This window comes from Caballeronia fortuita, assembly GCF_001544835.2.
Taxonomy (GTDB): domain Bacteria; phylum Pseudomonadota; class Gammaproteobacteria; order Burkholderiales; family Burkholderiaceae; genus Caballeronia; species Caballeronia fortuita.
Genome location: NZ_FCNX02000002.1, coordinates 212,306 through 230,422 on the forward strand (window position 1 = coordinate 212,306; position 18,117 = coordinate 230,422).

Here is an 18,117-nt window from a genome sequence, read left to right on the forward strand (position 1 = left end):
TTACGTCGATGACCGATACCACCACACGCCGCGATGCGCTCGCGTCCGTGCTCGATGCGCCATCGCACGCACCGCGCGATGCATTGCGGCGCTGGCGCATCGCCGGCATCGCGCTGCCCTTCGCGGCGCTTGCGGCGGTCGAGCTTGCGGTACGCGCACGATGGCTGCCCGATCACCTGATTCCCGCGCCCAGCGAAATCCTGCGTACGCTCGCGCAGATGGGCGCGGCGCGCGTTGCAAGACACATCGGCGCGAGCACCTTGCGCGTATTAGCGGGATTCGGCGCGGGCGCAGGACTGGCGCTCGTCGTCGGCGCGGCGATGGGGTTGTCGCACCGCATCGAGGCGCTGCTCGAACCGACTTTCCAGGCGTTGCGTTCGATTCCGTCGCTCGCGTGGGTGCCGCTGCTGCTTCTATGGCTCGGCATCGACGAAGCACCGAAGATCACGCTGATCGCCATCGGCGCATTCTTTCCGGTGCATCTCGCGGTGGTCGCGGGCATTCGCGGCGTGGATCGCAAGCTCGTCGAACTCGGCGCGGTGTACCGGCTGGGTCCGTTTGCGCTTTTCCGGCGCATCCTCCTGCCCGCCGCGCTGCCACAGATCGTCACCGGACTGCTCACCGGCCTCAGTCTCGCGTGGATGTTCATGGTCGCGGCCGAACTGATCGCCGCCACGCGCGGGCTCGGATACATGCTAAGCGACGGTCGCGAGACAGGACGCCCCGATCTCGTGTTCGGCGCCATTTTGCTGCTCGCGCTACTCGGGAAGCTGACCGACGGCGCGATGCGGCGCATCGAGACGCGCCTGCTCGCCTGGCGTGACGCCTTCGATGGCGCTGCGCACGGGAAGAGGCGATGAACCTCGCGCCGCCTGTGCTGCTCGAAGCCCGCGTCGTGCGCAAGAGCTATGCGCGACGCACCGTGCTCGCCGACGTTTCGCTGACCGTGAGGCGTGGCGAGATCGTCTGCCTCGTCGGCCCGAGCGGGTGCGGCAAGAGCACGCTCCTGCGCATCGTCGCAGGGATCGACCGCGCTTATCGCGGCTCGGTGACGCTGGGCGGCACGCCGCTCGACGGACCGTCGCCGCGCGTCGGCGTAATCTTCCAGGAGCCGCGCCTGTTACCGTGGCTTACCGTTGCAGAGAATGTCGGTTTCGCGGCGGGCCGGCGCGGCGGGCGCGATCCGCGTGTGGCGCGTTTGCTGAACGAAGTGCAGCTGAGCGCCGCGGCCGATATGCTGCCCTCGGCGCTGTCCGGGGGCATGGCGCAGCGCGCGGCGATCGCGCGCGGCCTGTTCGGCGAGCCGGACGTGCTGCTGCTCGACGAGCCGTTCAGCGCCGTCGACGCCATCACGCGCATGCATCTGCAAGGGCTGCTGCTCGACATCGTGGCGCGTCACGGCGCCAGCGCCGTCGTCGTCACGCACGATCTGGACGAGGCGCTTTACCTCGGCGATCGCGTGCTGATGCTCGCCGCCGATCCCGGACGCATCGAAGGTGAACTGACAGTCGAACTGCAGCGTCCTCGCGATCGCCGCGATCCCGAGCTAGCGCGGCTACGCGCCCGGCTGTTCGACGCATTCCAGCGGTTTCAGGGAAACGCCGCGGTGTCTCGCTGAACCCGCCGCAACACCCGAATCGAGTAGCGCGGCGGGGCGCGCGGGCAGCGTCCTCGACGGCGGTCAACCGCCCTCGCCCTGCGTGCATGCGTTGCGCCAATCTCCGGCGCAATCAGTCGCTCACACCCACAACGGCGCGCAGGATCACCGGCTGCCCGCCGCGCAACGACACGGCGCCGAACACCGAGCGCGCGTGCACGCCGGCATCGCCGAGAACCTCGACGAGCAAGTCCGATGCGCCGTCGAGCACCTTCGCGTGGTCTTCGAAAGCGGCGTCGGCGTTCACGAACCCCTGCACGTCGAGCACCTGCTTCACGCGTTCGAGCGAGCCGAGTTCGTCGCGCAGCACCAGCAGCAGTTCCAACGCCGCCTCACGCGCGAACGAAACGCCGTCTTCGAGCGTGAGCGTGTCACCCAGCCTGCCTCTGGACGGCTTACCGTCGATGGCGGCGCCCGCTGACTTGCCCGACACGAAAACGAGGTCGCCCCAGCGCGTGGCATTGCGATAGTTCGCCTTCGGGTTGCTCGAAGTGCGGTTGGGGTCGATCAGACGTTTGAGTCTTTCGTCGGCGCTCATGGTACTCCTGTCGGTGTGAATGCGTGGTATCACGCGGAGCCGCTCATGTTATGTAGCGCCGGCCAGTGCGCTAACCAACGAAGCCTCATATCGATATGACCCGCGCTCCCGCGGCGCGGCGCGTTCGTTACGCGTCTTCCGCTTACCCTTCTTACGCTAGCGTGCGAATGCCTCCCGCTATGCGCGACATGCGCAACCTCTTGCGATGGCCTATTTCCTGAACCGAAAAGTAAATTAGGCATTCTGACCATTACAAACGAGAAATCCTTCGTTGGACTTCGGTAAGCACGACCGTAATATCCGGCTTCCTCGAACTCATGGTTAATACCTAAGGAAGCGAATGAAACGAGTCGCACTCGCCGGCGCCGCTGGCTTACTGGTCGCCCTTCCCGGCGTCGTTCAGGCACAGAGTTCCGTCACCTTGTACGGGCTCGTCGACGCCGGCTTCGCCTATACGAACAACCAGCGCGGCGCGTCCAACGTGCAGGCGACGAGCGGCAAGCTCAACGGCAGCCGCTGGGGGATCAAAGGCGTCGAAGATCTAGGCGGCGGCTACAAGGCGCTGTTCACGCTCGAAGGCGGCTATCGCGTCAACGACGGAACGCTCGCTCAGGGTGGCCGCGAATTCGGACGGCAAGCCTATGTGGGCGTGGCGAAGACGGGCATCGGCACCCTGACGCTCGGTCGTCAGTACGATCCGAATACCGACCTCGTCGCGCTCTTCGCGGGGCCGGGCTTCTGGTCGCCCGCCACGCACGTCGGCGATAACGACAATCTGAACCAGACCTTTCGCATCAACAATGCCGTGAAGTTCAGGAGCGATACGTTCGCAGGCGTGACGGTCGATGCGCTCTACGGTTTCAGCAATCAGGCCAGCAACGGCGCGGGCGCGGGCTTCGGCAACAACCGCGCGTGGGGCGCATCGGCGAGCTATGTCGCCGGGCCGCTGCAAGTGGGCGCGGGCTATCTGCTGCTCGATCATCCGAATGTCGCGTCGAACACGAGCGGCGCGATCGGCGGTGCATCGACCACGTCCGGCGACGACTACAGCGGCGCATTCTTCTATGGCTTGAACGGCGGCGTCGCGCGGCAGCAAGTGGCGGTGGCCGGCGGAAACTACGCGTTCGGATCGGTCGTGACGGTCGGCTTCGCATGGAGCCACACGCAACTCGACTACAACGACGGCTCTTCGCGCAAGTTCAACAATTACGATTTGAACGGCCGCTACAACATCACGCCGGCGACGACGCTGATCGGCGTGTACAGCTTCACCGATGGCCGCGCCAACAGCCTGCCCGGCACCGGCGGCGCGACACTCAAGCCACGCTGGCATCAGTTCACGCTCGGCGTCGATTATGTATTGTCGAAGCGCACCGATCTCTATCTCTCGGGCGTCTACCAGCTCGCGGCGGGCGATGCCTCGACGCGCGTCGGCAACGGCTATCAGAAGATCGCCGCAATCGCGGACGCGGGCACACCGTCGTCGACGAACCGGCAAGTGGCGGCGTTCGGCGGCGTGCGCGTGCGCTTCTGACATGCGGGGTTCGCGGCGCAGGACGACGATCATGAGCTCATCACGATCGGATGATCCATTCGTTTGCATGCCGAACTGGCGGACGTCTTGTTTGCCAGTGCCGCCGAGCCGGATACGGCGGCGTTCGCGGAACCGACGGAAACGGAGCATAGCCGCGTTCCAGACAGGATCGATGTGCGAGGCCTGCTCGGTCCTTCGCTCTCTGCATGACCTCGTAGTCGATCTTCCGATGTTCGCGCAGCGACGGCCATCGCACAGCCCGACCAGCGAAACCAATCGTGGAAGCAGCCTCGCTACAGCGGGCACTGATCGCCTGAGCGATTGCCCGATTGCGCGGACAGCGGTGGATGGCCGCGTGGCGGTACCATGTCCGTTTCGCTGCACGGCTGTCACATGGAACTCAAGCAGATCCAGTATTTCATCGCGCTGTTCGAGGAAGGCACGGTCACGCGGGCGGCCAGGCGGCTCCACATCGCGCAGCCCGCTCTCAGCATGCAGATTGCGAAGCTCGAGACCGAACTGCGGCAGACGCTCTTCCAGCGCGGGCCGCACGGCATGGCGCCGACCGAAGCCGCGCGCCTCATGTACCGGCTATATACGCCGATCATGCGCGATATCGACCATGCGCGCGAAAACCTGCGCCGGCGCGATGTCATCGTGACGGGCCGCGTGTCGCTGGGCATGGTGTCGTCAGAAGCGCAAAGCGTGCTCCCCGAATCGCTCGCGCGGTTCGACACGCTCTTTCCGCAAGTCGAAGTGTCGGTGGCAGACGGTTTCAGCGCGCAACTCATCGACGCCGTCGAGTCCGGCAGGCTCGATGCGGCGATCATCAACAAGCCACGCGGGCGGCTTTCGCTCGACGTCGAGCCGTTGCTCGTGGAAGAAATGGTGCTCGTAACGAGCGCGGCGCACGGGCCGGAACTGCCCGATAGCATCGATCTCGTCACGCAATCCGATATCGAACTGGTGCTGCCCACGCGGCGAAACGGGCTGCGCGGCGCGCTCGACGCCGCGCTGATGGCGGCCGATGTCGTCGTCAAGCCGAAGTTCGAGATCGACCTGCTGAGCACGATCGTGCAATTCGTCGAGCAAAGCCATGTTGCGACGATCCTGCCGCGCGTCGTCGTGCAGGCAAAGGTGGACGAAGGGCTGCTGCGCGCGCGCACGATCGGCTCGCCGCCAATCGTGCGTCACATCATCCAGGTCACGCATCCGAAGCGGCCCATTGGACCGGCGGCACAGGCGTTGATCGCCATCATCACCGAGGAAATCCGGCGCGTAGCGCCGGGCGCACCAGCGCCCACGCCATGACGATGCGTGCGCGGATCAGCCGCGTCGCGCGGTCGTCCGCTCGCGCGAGGCGCGCGGCGCATCGCTGCGTGTGCCGAAAAGCGTATCGCAGATCGGTAACGTGAGATTGAAGTTCTGAGTCGCCATCTGCTCGGGATCATGATGCGTCACGTGCAGGCGACGCACGGTGTTGACGAACGGCACACGGTCGAGCAACGGACTGTCCGTGACATGCGAAAGCGTGTGCAGCCCTTCGTACATCAGATAGTAAGCGGCCATGGTCAGCAACGCGATATAGCCCCGCATTGCGTGAGAACACGAAGCCGATCAGCAAGGCGAGCGGCGTTGCGGCAAGCACGAAAGCGACCGGCGCAAACGGCGGAAACAGCAGCGCGCGCCAATGCTTGTGTCCCTTGTACTCGAGCGTCACATGCGTGAAGAAGCGATGATGCACGGCGCAGTGACGCTTGTAGATCATGCTGAAGTACCGGGTTGGCCGATGCAGCACGTACCGGTGCGCGGCCCATTCCGCCCAGTTGCCGAACAAAAAGAGCGGCACGACCGCGAGCCATTCCGCGAACGTCGGTGCGTGAAGCTGCGCGGCGCAATACAGAATCACCGCCGCCGTGAACACGAGCGTGAAGCCCAGATGCATCTCTCCGCGATACCACCACGGTGTCGCCTCGACATATTCGTCGCGGAACTTGTGGGACCGCGTGCGAATGTCCTCGTCATATTTCATGATGAGCGTCTCCTGTTTTCTCTGTCGAAAGATACGGGCGCGTTTCTCGCGCGCCCGATGGGTGACCGCGCTTCAGGACGGGTTGCGCGCCGCGCTGTTCTCCAGCTTGCCGAGCGTCTCGGGCACGACGAACGCGCCGACGAGGAAGATCACGCTGATCGCGCCGACGAAGATGGCGAGCGTCGACGGCAACTGGCTCGAGTCCTTGGCGACCAGCGAAACGAAGGTCGGCATCATCCCGCCGATGGCAAAGCCGATATTCCACGAAAGGCCGGTGCCGGTCGCGCGGATCGCAGTCGGGAATCGCTCGTTCAGGAAGATCAGGATCGGCGCGTAACCGGCGCTGCCGAGCGCGGACAGCAGGACCGCATAGACGCCGATCATCGTGATGCTCTGCGCGGTAGGCAGCAGCAGGAACAGGCCCGGCAGCGCGATGAGCCGGATCAGGCCGATCCACACGAACGCGCTCTTGCGCCCGATGAACGTGCTCAGATGCCCGGCCGCGACCGATGCAACGACCACCGCCACGCTGCAGATCATCAGGATCGCGGCGGCCGCGCCGTTCGGCGCATGGCTCACGACCTTGAGGAATGTCGGGAGATAGCCCGACGTGAGGTAGTAGCCGCTGCCGCCGCCGATGGTGAGCAGCAGGTTCACGAACAGCACGCCGCGATAGTCGCGTGAAAAAAGCGTGCGAATGGGCGAGCGCACCACTTCGCGCGGCGCGGTGTCGAGCTGCGCGGCGGCCTTGGCGGCCTTCTCCGCGGCGAGCTTCTTCCAGAGCGGCGATTCTTCCAGGCTGTTGAACACGAACAGACCGAGCACGGAACTCACGATGCCGGTGAAGAACATGCAGCGCCAGCCCCATACATCGAAGAGATCGCCGGGAAAGAGCGACGACATGGCGAGGTACGTGAGCGACGCGAGCAACGCGCCAATACCCGCGCCGCCGCCGCCGATGAGCCCCGAGACCGCTCCACGATACTTCGGCGCGACGGATTCGGTGCCGATCGTATGCGTCGACGCGACCACGCCGCCGACGAACACGCCCTGCACGAGACGCAGCAGCAGGAAGAGGATCGGCGCGACGAGGCCAGCCTGCGCGACCGTCGGCAGCAGGCCGAACGCCGCCGTCGAAATACCGACGCCGACCACCGCGAAGATCATCGCGCCCTTGCGGCCGTGGCGGTCCGCGTAGGAGCCGAAGAGCGCCGAGCCGAGCGGACGCATCAGCAGCGTCACGGCGAACGACGCGTACACCGCCGCCAGCGACAGCATCGCGTGCTCGGACGGAAAGAACAGACGCCCGACTACCGGCGCTACATACAACAACACGAACAGGTCGAACAGGTCGAGCGCCCAGCCCATGCAAGAGGCGAGCACTGCGCCCATGATCTGCCGCTGATTCACCGGAAGCGCGGCGGCTCCTTCTTGTGCAGCTACGGACATTTGCATCTCCTTGATTGTGACCGGGCGGTCTTCCGATCGCCCGTGTCGAAGGCACGTTGTTTTTGCGTGCTCTTGTCGAGGTTTAAGAAATCGTCAGTGGGCGGCAGCGAGCGGCGGCAGGTCCGACGCCTTCGAATCGACGCCTGCGCGCCGCGCCGCGATCATCGCGTCGGCGATCTTCTCGGCGATCATGATGGTCGGTATGTTCGTATTGGCCGATGGCAGCCTCGGCATCAGCGAGGCGTCGACCACGCGCAGCCCTCGTGTGCCATGCACGCGCCCTTCGGTGTCGGTAACGGCATCGCGGTCGTGCGCGCCGCCCATGCGGCACGTCCCGCTCGCGTGCCACACGCCGAACACGTTCGCCCGGATGAAGTCCGCGAGCGCACGGTCGTCGGCGAGCAGCGCGTCCATCTTCAGACCGCGCGTGAAAAAGCGTTCAATCAGGAAGCGGCGCGCGGGCGCGGGTATATCGAGCAGCATGCCGAGTGCGGACGTCAGGAGCGCGTTGCCCTCGCCCACCCGGCTCAATGCCTTGACGCGCGGCGAAAACGCCGCCGGAAAGAAGTCGCGGCCATCTCGGCTCAAGCCCGACGCTTCGACGACACGCGCCAGCATTCGCACGCCCGCTGCGAGCCGCTCAAGGTCGCGCGCGTCGTCGAGCAGATTGAGATCGACGCGCGGCGCGGCGGCGGCATCGGCGGAAACGAGCTGCACGCGGCCCCGCGAATAGGGCCGGTTGCACCACAGAAAAAACAGCCCGAGCCGGTTGCCGAGTGCATGCCATGCGGCGCGCGTTGCGCTCGACAGATACAGGTCCGACTCGTCGCAGCCCGCGACCCCTGAACTCAGGCGCGCGGCCATCATGCTCGCGCGGCGGCGCGTGAGCGGCATGCGAAAGCGCGGCTCGAGAAAATGACAAAACGTGAGCGACGGATGATCCTGCAGATTGCGTCCGACGCCCGGCAGATCGACCGCGCACGCGATGCCGAGCGCCCCAAGTTCGCGCGCATCGCCGATACCGGCGCGCATCAGAAGCGCGGGCGACTGCAGCGCGCCTGCGCTCATGACGACCTCGCCCGCATCGAAACGCACGCGCTCGCCGTTTTCGGCCACCGCGATCACGCCGCGCGCCGCGGCGCCGTCCATCACAATCCGCTCGACCCGCAGCCGGGAATAGATAGTGAGATTGGGACGCTTGCGCGCGGCCTCATCCAGATAGGCGATGGCCGTGGACACGCGCTTGTCGTCCTCGTTCGAGAACGCGCCGGGAAAGAAACCGTCACCGAACTCGCCGTTCTGATCCTCGAGTTCCGCGACGCCCTGCGCGCGCAACCCCTTCGCGAACGCATGGCAGAACGCCGGCCAGTCCTCGGGCATGATGCGGCGGATCGGCACCGGGCCATCGCCGCCGTGCAGTTCGCCGCCGGGAAAGTCGAGGTCGCGCTCGAGCTTGCGAAAGTACGGCAGCACATCGCGCCAGGCCCAGCCGCGGGCGCCCGACGCGGCCCATTCGTCGTAGTCGCGCGGCAATCCGCGATTGGCCGACTGCACGTTGACGCTCGACCCGCCGCCCATCACGCGGCCCTGCTCGTACACGCGCGGCGCGGCGTCCCGCGTGGCCCTCGCTTTCAGCTCCGGCCAGATATAAGTGTCGCCGCAGAACACCGGCATGGGGTAGCTGTCGAGGATGGCCTCGGGCACCGCGCCCGGCGGCGTGTCCGCGCCCGCCTCGATCAGCGCGACGCGCAGCGACGGCAGCGCCGACAGCCGGTGCGCCAGCACGCACCCCGCCGAACCGCCGCCCACGATCACGTAATCGAAGCGTTCCATGTCGTCTTCCCTTGCGTGGTCAGAAGCCGCGGAACACGGGCTTGCGCTTGCCGTGGAACGCTTCGACGCCCTCACGGAAATCGTCCGACGAGCGCAGGCGGCTGTAGCAATGCCCTTCCAGCTCGATCGCGATGGAAAGCGGCGTGTCCTCCGTGTCGTTCAGGAGCTTCTTCGCGGTGCGCTGGGCGAGCGGCGAGAACGCACGCAGCTCGTTGACGAGCGCGTCCGTGGCCGCTTCAAGTTCGGCGTCAGCCACGCAGTCCACCGCAATGCCCCACTCATACGCCTGCTTGCCGGGAATGCGGCGCGAGCGCATCACGATGTCCTTGGTCCTGCCGATGCCGACCATCGCCTGCAGACGCGCCGAGCCGCCCGATCCGGGAATCTGGCCGAGCTTCTGTTCGGGCAGCGCGTAGAACGTCGTGTCGGTGACGATGCGGAAATCGCACGCCAGCGACAACTCGAAGCCCACGCCGAAACAAAAGCCGCGATTGGCCGCGATCACCGGCTTCGAGCAGCGCGCGGGCGCCGCGATGTTCCATGCGAGCTTCGACACGTGTTCCGGCGATGCTTCCAGAAAGCCCTTGATGTCGCCGCCGCTCGAAAAGTGCTCGCCGTTCGCACGCACGACGATCACGCGCACGCGCGCGTCGTCGTCGAGTGCTTCGAAGACGGCGCGCAACTGGTCGCGGGCGTGCATCGAAATGACGTTGAATGGCGGCCGGTGCAGGACGATGTCGGCGCGCTCGCGTTCGGCGTCGATCGCGACCGAAAAGCCGTCGAGGTCTTGCAGCAACGTTTGGCCGCGGTGGTTAAGCTCGGTCATGGCGAATTACTCCTTCGTGGGTTCTGTAGGTTGCGCGGCCGCTGTCCGGCTGTCGGGCGCATATTCGCCCGCCGAGAGCTTGCGGCGCAGGATTTTGCCGACCGGCGACTTCGGAATGTCATCGACGAACACGTAGTCGCGCGGGCGCTTGAAGTTGACGAGGTCGGACTGGCGGCACCAGGCGTCGAGGCCCTCCCCGTCGATGTATTCGCGCCGCTTGATGAACGCGACGACGCGCTGGCCCCAACGCTCGTCCTTCACGCCGGCGACCGCGACTTCATCGACGGCCGGATGCAGGGAAAGCACCGACTCGATGTCCACCGGCGAAATGTTCTCGCCGCCGCTGATGATCATGTCGTCCACGCGGCCGGTCACGTAGAGATCGCCGTCGCGGTCGAAGTAGCCGGTGTCGCCGGTGAAGTACCAGCCGTCGCGCAGAGACTTCGCGTTCGCGTCCGGGCGGTTCCAGTAGCCTTCGAATGCTTCGTCGCCGAGCAGGTCCGCGATGATCTGGCCTTCCTCGCCGGCGGCGGCGGTTTCGTCGGGCGAGACGGCAGCGAGCCTGACCACGCGCAGCCGCGTGTTGATGCCCGCGCGCCCCGCGCTGCCCGGCTTCTTCGTCGCGTCCTGGTCGATGCTGAACGTGTAGACCTCGGACGAGCCGTAGTGATTGACGAACAGCTCCGGCTCGAAGGCGGCCGAAAGTCGCTTGAGCAGGCCGTCGTTCATCGGCGCGCCCGCGAAGCCGAGCTTTCTGACCGACGACGTATCCGTGCTCGCAAAGGCGCTGTCCGCGAGCAGATCGTGATAGAGCGTCGGCACCAGATACAGGCAAGTGAGCCCATGTTTCGCGATGGATTCGAGCGCGAGCTTCGCATTCCAGCGGCGCACGCACACGAAGACACCATCGACGAGCGCCATGGAAAGCAGCGAGCGCACGCCCATCGTGTGATAGAGCGGCATCACGCCGAGCGTGCGTTCGCCGCGCCGGTACAGGTTCTGCGCAACGTGCGCAAGGGCGCCCGCGCGTTCGTGCCGGTGACGGCGCGGCACGCCCTTCGCCTTGCCGGTGGTGCCGGAGGTGTAGAGGATGAGCGAGATGTCGTCGGCGGTGGCGTGCGGCGCCGGTTCGGCGTCCCTTCCTTCGACGATGAGCCCATCGAAGCGCATCGTGCCGCCGGGCGCGTCGTCGAGTGCGATGCGCGGAATGTCTTGCGCGGCCGGGCTCTGCACGACCGCATCGGCGCAAACGGGCTCGTAGACGATGGCCTTCGCGCCCGCGTCGGTCACGCAGTATTCGACTTCCTCCGGCTTCGCGCGCCAGTTGAGCGGCACGACCACGATGCCCGCGAACTGCGCGGCCCAGTGCAGCGTCGCCATTTCCCAGCGGTTCTGCAGGACGACGAGCAGCCGGTCGCCGCGCTGCAGGCCGAGCGCGCGCAGGCCATCGGCGACATTCAGGATGAGGCGATGCCACGCCGAGTACGTCAGTTGCAGGTCGCCGTCGACGAGCGCGAGTGCGTTCGGACTGCGCTCGACGCTTTGCAGGAATGTACGGCCAAGATCAAGCATGTTCGGCCTCCTTCGCGCCTGCCTCGGCCTGACGGCGCGCGGCTACGTCGAGCACGGCCGCAACGATCGGCGTATAGCCCGTACAGCGGCATATATGACCCGAGAGCATTTCGCGCACCTGTTCCTCGCTCGGGTCCGGCACGCGTTGAAGATAGTCCGCGCACGACATCAGAATGCCCGCCGTGCAGAAGCCGCACTGCAAGGCGTGATGACGGGCAAACGCTTGCTGCAGGTCGCCGAGCGTCTGCTCTGGCGCGAGACCTTCGACGGTATCGATGCGCCGTCCGTCCGCCTGCACCGCGAGCATCAGACACGAGCGCGCCGCGACGCCATCCACGTGCACCGTGCAGGCGCCGCAGACGCCGTGCTCGCAGCCGACGTGCGTGCCGGTCGCGCCGAGCCCGTGCCGGATGAAATCCGAAAGCAATTCGCGCGGCTCGCAATGGCCGCTGCGTTCGCGGCCGTTGAGCGTCAGCGTGATGCGCTGCTGTTCGCCGTGCCGCATGATGTTGTTCGTCGTGTTGCTCACTTCGCCTCCTCGATCACGCGCCATCCCAATTGCCGGACCAGATTCCGGCGATACTTCGCGCTGATGTGCGCGTCGTCCTGCGCGTTCAGTTTCCAGCTCAGGTCGTTCAATGCGCCGCGCAGGTCGTCGCCCGCGAGACGCGGCCAGATCTCCGTAACCGGCCGGTCCGCCACACCGCCCACCGCGATGCGGATTGCGTCGTCGGTCACGACCGCCGCGCACGCGACCAGCGCGAAATCGCCGTGCCGCGCCGAGAACTCGGCGAACGCGTGCCGCTCGCCGGGCTTTTTCAGCGGAAAGCGCACGGCTTCCACCAGTTCGTCCGGCTCACGCGCCGTCATCAGCATTCCCTGAAAGAAGTCCTGCGCGGCGAGCGTGCGCCGCTTCTTCTTTGAGCGCAGCATGATGTCGCCGCCGAGCGCGCTGAGCACGAGCGGCAGTTCCGCGCTCGGATCGGCATGCGCGATGGAACCGCACACCGTCCCGCGATTGCGAATCTGGAAATGCGAGATATGCGGGAAGGCCATCGCGAGCAAGGGCACTTCGTCGCGTAACGAGCGGCGCCATTCCACGCTGCCTTGCGTCGCCGCCGCGCTCACGACGAGATGTCCCGCACGGTCGTCGACGCGCACGGCGTCCAGTTCGGCGGTGCGCGAGATATCGACCAGCATGCGCGGCTGTGCGAGCCGCATGTTGAGCACCGCCATCAGCGACTGGCCACCCGCAAGCACGCGGGCGTCTTCGCCGTGTTGCGCGAGCGCGTCGAGCGCGTCCTGCGTCGTCATCGCGCGCAGATAATCGAACGGTGCGGGCTTCATGCGTGCCTCCGGAAGCGGCCGAGGAGCCGCGCAAGCCACGACCTGCGCTGCACGACCGGCTTGCCCGCCGCCTGGCGGCCGAGCGATTCGAACAATTGCCTGAGCACCACCTTCGCCGCGCCTTCGAGCATGCGTCCGCCGACCGCCGCGACCTTGCCCGAGACCTGCGCTTCGTAGTCGTATGTGAGGCGCGTGCCGCTGCCTTGCGGCGTCAGTTCGACAAGACCGTTGCCGCGTGCGCTGCCGAGCGGCGAGATGCCGGCGCCCGCGAGACGCAGCCGTCGCGGCGCGTCGATCTCGGACAAGCCGATGCGCGCCTCGAAGCGAGCCTTGATCATGCCGACGCCCACCGTCACGTCCGCGCGATACTGATTCGGCGCGGTCTCCTCCAGCGCATGACAGCCGGGAATGACGTTGGCGAGCGCCTTCGGGTCGAGCAGCACGGCGAATACGGCCTCAGGCGTCGCGGGCAGGTCGACCGCGCCTTGCGCCGTCAGCGCCTTGCCGCCGCCCGGCGCCGGGGGCTTCGTCGCGGCTGCTTCGCGATATTCGGGACGCGAGGGTTCCGGATCGTCGATGCCGATCAGCGCCATGACTTTCTGCGGCGTCAGCGGCAAACGAATGTCCTCGACGCCGAGCGCGTCCGCCACTGCATTTGCAATGCACGGCGGCGTGCTCATGTTGTTGCCTTCCCCGAGCCCTTTCGCGCCGAGCGGAGTAAACGGCGATGGCGTCTCCAGATGCACGATCAGCGGATCGGGCACTTCGCAGGTCGTCGGCATCAGATAGTCGGCGAGCGTGCCCGACTGGAAGCTGCCGTCCGCGCCGTAGCGGAACTCTTCCATCAGCGCCGCGCCCAGCCCTTGAGCGAAGGCGCCGCGGATCTGGCCGTCCGCGAGCGCGGGATTCAGAATCGTGCCGGCGTCGTGCGCGGTCACGTAGCGGTCGATGCGCACGCGCCCGGTCGCGCGGTCCACTTCGACGGCACACATGTCGAACGCAAAGCCATACGCCGCAGATGTATTGATGCGGTCCTCTTCGTCCGGCGCGTCCATGTGCGCCGGCGACCAGAATACGGTCTCGCGCAAGCCCGGCTCTTCCCCATCGGGCAGAAGCGCGGGCGCCCAGTGCGGCGCGTTGCTTGCCGCGCGCGCGAACGGCAGCGCGCGGTCTTCGGCGTCTTTCGGGAAGATGCGCGCACGCTCGAAGCGCACGTCGTCCGCTCTGCAGCCGAACTGCTTCGCGAGAATGCGCGAGAGCTTTTCGCGCACGCGCATCGCGGCCAGATGCACCGTGCCCGCCACCGCGCCCGCGAAGCGGCTCGAATAGTTGCCCGCCGCGACCGACCACGCGTCCTTGTGCGTGTCGAATTCCACGTTCACGACGATGTCCTTCGGGTCCAGCCCGAGCACATCCGCGACGACCTGCGCGCACACCGTCATGTGGCCCTGGCCCGCAGGCGTCGAGGCAATCGTGACGACCACGCCGCCGAGCAGATCCACGCTCACGGTCGCGCTCGCGATCGCGCCGTTCTTCGGACCGGCCTTTTTGCGCGCGTCGGCCGGCATCACGGTCGTGATATAGCCCATGTTCGATACGGACGGCTCGACGATCGCCGCAAAGCCGATGCCATAGAGGCGCCCTTCCTTGCGTGCCGCGTCGCGCCGGGCAACGAGTTCCTCGTAGCCGCCCTGCGCGTTCGAAAGACGCAGCGCCTCGTGATAGTTGCCCGAATCGAGCAGCGCGCCGGCCGCCGCACGATACGGAAAGGCATCGGCGGGAACGAAGTTGCGGTGGTACACGTCGAGCACATCGAGCTTGAGTTCGATGGCGATGCGCTGAATCAGCCGCTCCAGCGCGAAATACACCTGCGGTCCGCCGAAGCCGCGCACGAGGCCGGTCGGCGTCTTGCTGGTGAGCACCACGCGGTTGCGCACGGCGAGATTCGGGATCGCGTACGCGCCTGTCAGGCAGCCGTGCATCCGGTAGAAGGTCGCGGGTTCGGGCGCGCGCACGTAGCCGCCGACATCTTCGAGTTGGTCGTATGAAAGCGCGACGATGCGGCCATCGCTTTCTACCGCGGCTTCGACGGTGGAAAGGCGCGCGGTCGCGGAGGTCGCCGCGCTCAGGTGTTCGAGTCGGTCCTCGACCCATTTCACCGGCGCGCCGGCCTTGCGCGATGCAAGGCACATCAGCACGACATACGGAAACACCGCCTGCTTGACGCCGAAACTGCCGCCCGAATCGCGTGGCGCCTTGTGGCGCAGACGGTTCGCTGGCACGTTGAGCGCCATCGCCATGACGGCGTGCAGCGAGAACGGACCCATGAAGTTCGAGGTCACGTCGTAGCCTTCGTCGCCGGACAGATACTCGGCGATCACCACGCCGCATTCGATCGGCGCGCACGTATTGCGCGGATAATGCGCGACGACTTTCACGCGATGCGGCGCGCGCTCGAACGCCGCTTGCGGATCGCCATAGCTGAAGTGCCGGTCGCTGATGACGTTCGTGCCGACGCGCTCGTGCAGCACCGGCGCGTCGTCTTTCACCGCCTGCTCGATGGACGTAACCGGATCGCGCAGCGCGTATTCGACCCTGATGAGATCGAGCGCGTCCTCGGCGAGCGCGCGGGACTCGGCCATCACGACCGCCACCGGTTCGCCGACATAGCGCACGCGGTCCATCGCAAGCGCCCACTGCTCCATCGGCGATTTCACGCCGACGACGAATGGCCGCGACCACGGGCGCAAATCGTCGCGCGTGAGAATCGCGCGCACGCCATGCAGCTTCGACGCGGCTTCGATGTCGATCGAAACGATATCCGCGTGCGCATGCGGCGAGCGCAGGATCGCGGCCTGCAGCGTGCCGGGCTTCACGGCGAGGTCGTCGCCGTAACGGCCGCGGCCCGTCAGAATCGCGGGATCCTCGACGCGCAGCATCGGACGTCCGACGTGGCGCTCCGGCGCGGCGGCGGCCCCGTCGAGGCGGTTCCCGGCCACGCGCGCGTTGATATCGGCGAATCCTGTATCGCGCTGGTTCATGGCGTCACTCCCTGCTCGCGCCGGCCGCCGAATTCATCGGCGAGACCGCTCCAGCGGCGCGCGATTTCATCATGCTCGATGCCGAACAGATCCAGGATGCGTCCGACCGTGTGGTCGACGACATCCTCGATGGTTTCTGGATGCGCGTAGAACGCGGGGACTGGCGGCATCACGATGGCGCCCATCTCGGTGGCGAGCGTCATGTTGCGCAGATGCGCGAGGTTGAGCGGCGTCTCGCGCGCGACCAGCACGAGGCGGCGGCGCTCCTTGAGCATGACGTCGGCGGCGCGCGTCAGCAGGTTGTCCGCGAAGCCGTTCGCGACACCTGCGAGCGTCTTCATCGAACACGGCGCGATCACCATGCCGTCGCTCAGGAACGATCCGCTCGCCACCGCCGCGCCGATGTCGCGCACGTTGTGAACGATATCGGCGAGCGTGTCGAGGTCGCCGCGCGCGAGGCCGAGTTCCTGCGCCGCCGTGACCGCCCCCGACGCCGACACGATCAGATGCGTCTCGTGCGTGCCGAGCCGGCGCAGCGCGGCGAGCAGCCGCACGCCGATCACCGCGCCGCTCGCGCCCGAGATGCCTACGACGATGCGCCTCTTGCGTTCAGCCATGATTGCACGCGAGGTAGGCGTCCAATGCGCCGTTGTCGCTCGCGATGAGCGCATCGAGATCGACCGTGTCCTGCCCCGGAATCCGCACGCGCGTGAAGACGTGCGCCGGATAGGCGACCGGTCGCGTGGCGTCGAGGCCCATCTTCGCGCTCACGCCTTGCAGATGCGCGGGCGCGTCCTCCGGCAGGCCGACGGTCGTCGACGGATCGAGCGGCGAGCCCTGCGCCCCGGCCACGACCACGAGGTCGCGATCGGCCTGAAAGCGCGTGGCGATTGCCCATTCGATTTCGGCGGGATCGTGCACGTCCACGTCGGTATCGACCACGACGACCTGTTTGATGTCGTAGTGCGCGCCGAACGCGCAGAGAATCACGTTCTTCGCTTCGCCTTCGCGCTTCTTGTCGAATTGGACCCAAAGGTGATAGCGGCACACGCCGCCCACCGAAAGATGCACGTCCTTCACCGACGGATGACTGCGCTGAAGGTGCGCGAGCAGCGTGGCTTCGCGCGGAATCGCGCCGAGCAGCAGGTGCTCCATCTCGGCCGGCACGATGGTATGGAAGATCGGGTCGCGCCGATGCGTGACCGCAGTGACTTCGATGACTTCGCGTGCTTCCTTCGCGCTGTAGTACTTCGGGAACTCGCCAAACGGGCCTTCCGGCTCTCGCACGTTCGGCAGAATGCGGCCTTCGATGACGATCTCCGCGGACGCCGGCACATGCACACCGTTCGTCATGCATCGGACGACCGGAAGCGGCGCGCCGTGCAGCGCGCCCGCGATTTCGAGTTCGTCGCAATCGATCGGCGTGATGGCTTGCGACGCGAGCATCGTCAGCGGATCGACGCCGATTGCGACCGCCACGTCGAGCGCCTCGCCCGCTTCCTCGGCTGCGCGCTGAAACGCGTACAAGTGGCGCGGCAGCAGCAGAATCGCCATGCGGTCGCGGCCATGCACCTGGATGCGGTTGATGGATACGTTCTGCACGCCCGTGCGGGGATTGCGCGCGATCACGAGACCCGCCGTGATGTACGGCCCGTTGTCATGCTCGCTGTGCGTGGGAATGGGCAAGAGCGCGTGCAGGTCGATCCCGCTCATATGGACGACTTGCTGACACGGTGCGTCTTCACGCCCGACGGTCTTCGACGCGAGCGGCGCGGCAACGGCGGCCGAAAAGCGCGCGAGCAGACCGGCTTCCTCGATGCCCAACGCCTCGGCGATCCATGCGCGCTTCGCCATGAAACCGCTCACGACCGGCATCGCATGTTTGCCCGGACGCGTGAAAAAAGCCGCGCGCGATCCGTCGAGCCGCTTCGCGATGGCCGCCAGTTCATGTTCGAGCGCCACGGGCTTGTCGATCGTCGCGACGCGTCCGGTCTTCGCGAGATGCGCGAGCCAGTCGCGCAGTGAGATCGAACCGGCGTCCGCGCCCTCACGGGCCCAATGCAACGTGGATGGGGCGTTCGGTGCAGCATCGCGTGTGTTCATGGGTGTCTCCATCTGTTGCCTGCATGGCGGCTGAAGATGCCGCGGTCAGTGCATGGATGAAGCGTAAACAGATCACCCCATAAGTTCTAATAGCGTTTTCTGATGCGCCGAATCACTGGCTCTTATATCCGTGTTTGCCCCGATGACAGCGTTCTTACAGTTGCGTATCAATAGACCCTCCCCGT

Annotated in this window: 14 protein-coding genes and 1 pseudogene; 4 read left to right on the top strand and 11 right to left on the bottom strand. The window is 66.4% G+C overall.

Annotation, left to right across the window (positions count from 1 at the left end; translation table 11 throughout):
• Nucleotides 1-8: 8 nt before the first annotated feature.
• Nucleotides 9-860, top strand: a complete 852-nt coding sequence (locus tag AWB77_RS05240) for an ABC transporter permease (RefSeq protein WP_061133680.1) — start codon at nt 9-11, stop codon at nt 858-860.
• Nucleotides 857-1,618, top strand: coding sequence for an ABC transporter ATP-binding protein (locus AWB77_RS05245; RefSeq protein ID WP_061133333.1), 762 nt, complete (start codon nt 857-859; stop codon nt 1,616-1,618). The genes AWB77_RS05240 and AWB77_RS05245 overlap by 4 nt, the downstream gene beginning before the upstream one ends.
• Before the next feature lie 112 nt (nt 1,619-1,730).
• On the opposite strand, the gene AWB77_RS05250 is transcribed toward AWB77_RS05245, so the two are convergent.
• The gene (locus tag AWB77_RS05250) at nt 1,731-2,195 is read right to left on the bottom strand and encodes a RidA family protein (protein ID WP_061133334.1); all 465 of its coding nucleotides are present in this window, start codon (nt 2,193-2,195) and stop codon (nt 1,731-1,733) included.
• 340 nt (nt 2,196-2,535) lie between these two features.
• Here AWB77_RS05250 and AWB77_RS05255 point away from each other — a divergent pair, with 340 nt between their 5' ends.
• Both AWB77_RS05255 and AWB77_RS05260 read left to right on the top strand, forming a co-directional pair.
• Nucleotides 2,536-3,729, top strand: a complete 1,194-nt coding sequence (locus AWB77_RS05255) for a porin (RefSeq protein ID WP_061133335.1) — start codon at nt 2,536-2,538, stop codon at nt 3,727-3,729.
• A 393-nt stretch (nt 3,730-4,122) separates the two neighbouring features.
• Nucleotides 4,123-5,040 (top strand): LysR family transcriptional regulator, encoded by a 918-nt coding sequence (locus tag AWB77_RS05260; protein WP_061133336.1) that lies wholly within the window; start codon nt 4,123-4,125, stop codon nt 5,038-5,040.
• 15 nt (nt 5,041-5,055) lie between these two features.
• Here the strand turns inward: AWB77_RS05260 and AWB77_RS05265 are convergent.
• From AWB77_RS05265 to AWB77_RS05310, 10 genes and pseudogenes are all read right to left on the bottom strand, one after another.
• A pseudogene (locus tag AWB77_RS05265) lies at nt 5,056-5,761 on the bottom strand (sterol desaturase family protein).
• Between the two features lie 72 nt (nt 5,762-5,833).
• On the bottom strand, nt 5,834-7,210 hold the full coding sequence (locus AWB77_RS05270) for an MFS transporter (protein ID WP_061133337.1): 1,377 nt from the start codon (nt 7,208-7,210) through the stop codon (nt 5,834-5,836).
• Between the two features lie 93 nt (nt 7,211-7,303).
• Complete coding sequence (locus AWB77_RS05275; protein WP_061133338.1) at nt 7,304-9,043, bottom strand: GMC family oxidoreductase; 1,740 nt, start codon at nt 9,041-9,043, stop codon at nt 7,304-7,306.
• 19 nt (nt 9,044-9,062) lie between these two features.
• Nucleotides 9,063-9,869, bottom strand: coding sequence for an enoyl-CoA hydratase/isomerase family protein (locus tag AWB77_RS05280; RefSeq protein ID WP_061133339.1), 807 nt, complete (start codon nt 9,867-9,869; stop codon nt 9,063-9,065).
• Nucleotides 9,870-9,875: 6 nt separating this feature from the next.
• Entirely contained in the window at nt 9,876-11,441 is a 1,566-nt protein-coding gene (locus AWB77_RS05285; protein WP_061133340.1) for an AMP-binding protein, read from the bottom strand.
• Nucleotides 11,434-11,970, bottom strand: a complete 537-nt coding sequence (locus tag AWB77_RS05290) for a (2Fe-2S)-binding protein (protein WP_061133681.1) — start codon at nt 11,968-11,970, stop codon at nt 11,434-11,436. Before AWB77_RS05290 ends, AWB77_RS05285 begins: the two co-directional genes overlap by 8 nt.
• Nucleotides 11,967-12,788, bottom strand: a complete 822-nt coding sequence (locus AWB77_RS05295) for an FAD binding domain-containing protein (protein WP_061133341.1) — start codon at nt 12,786-12,788, stop codon at nt 11,967-11,969. The genes AWB77_RS05290 and AWB77_RS05295 overlap by 4 nt, the downstream gene beginning before the upstream one ends.
• The gene (locus tag AWB77_RS05300; protein ID WP_061133342.1) at nt 12,785-15,829 is read right to left on the bottom strand and encodes a xanthine dehydrogenase family protein molybdopterin-binding subunit; all 3,045 of its coding nucleotides are present in this window, start codon (nt 15,827-15,829) and stop codon (nt 12,785-12,787) included. Before AWB77_RS05300 ends, AWB77_RS05295 begins: the two co-directional genes overlap by 4 nt.
• Nucleotides 15,826-16,446 carry a UbiX family flavin prenyltransferase gene (locus AWB77_RS05305; protein WP_061133343.1) on the bottom strand — a complete coding sequence of 207 codons (621 nt, stop codon included), beginning with the start codon at nt 16,444-16,446 and terminating at the stop codon, nt 15,826-15,828. The genes AWB77_RS05300 and AWB77_RS05305 overlap by 4 nt, the downstream gene beginning before the upstream one ends.
• Nucleotides 16,439-17,932 carry a UbiD family decarboxylase gene (locus AWB77_RS05310; RefSeq protein ID WP_061133344.1) on the bottom strand — a complete coding sequence of 498 codons (1,494 nt, stop codon included), beginning with the start codon at nt 17,930-17,932 and terminating at the stop codon, nt 16,439-16,441. Before AWB77_RS05310 ends, AWB77_RS05305 begins: the two co-directional genes overlap by 8 nt.
• Between the last annotated feature and the right edge of the window lie 185 nt (nt 17,933-18,117).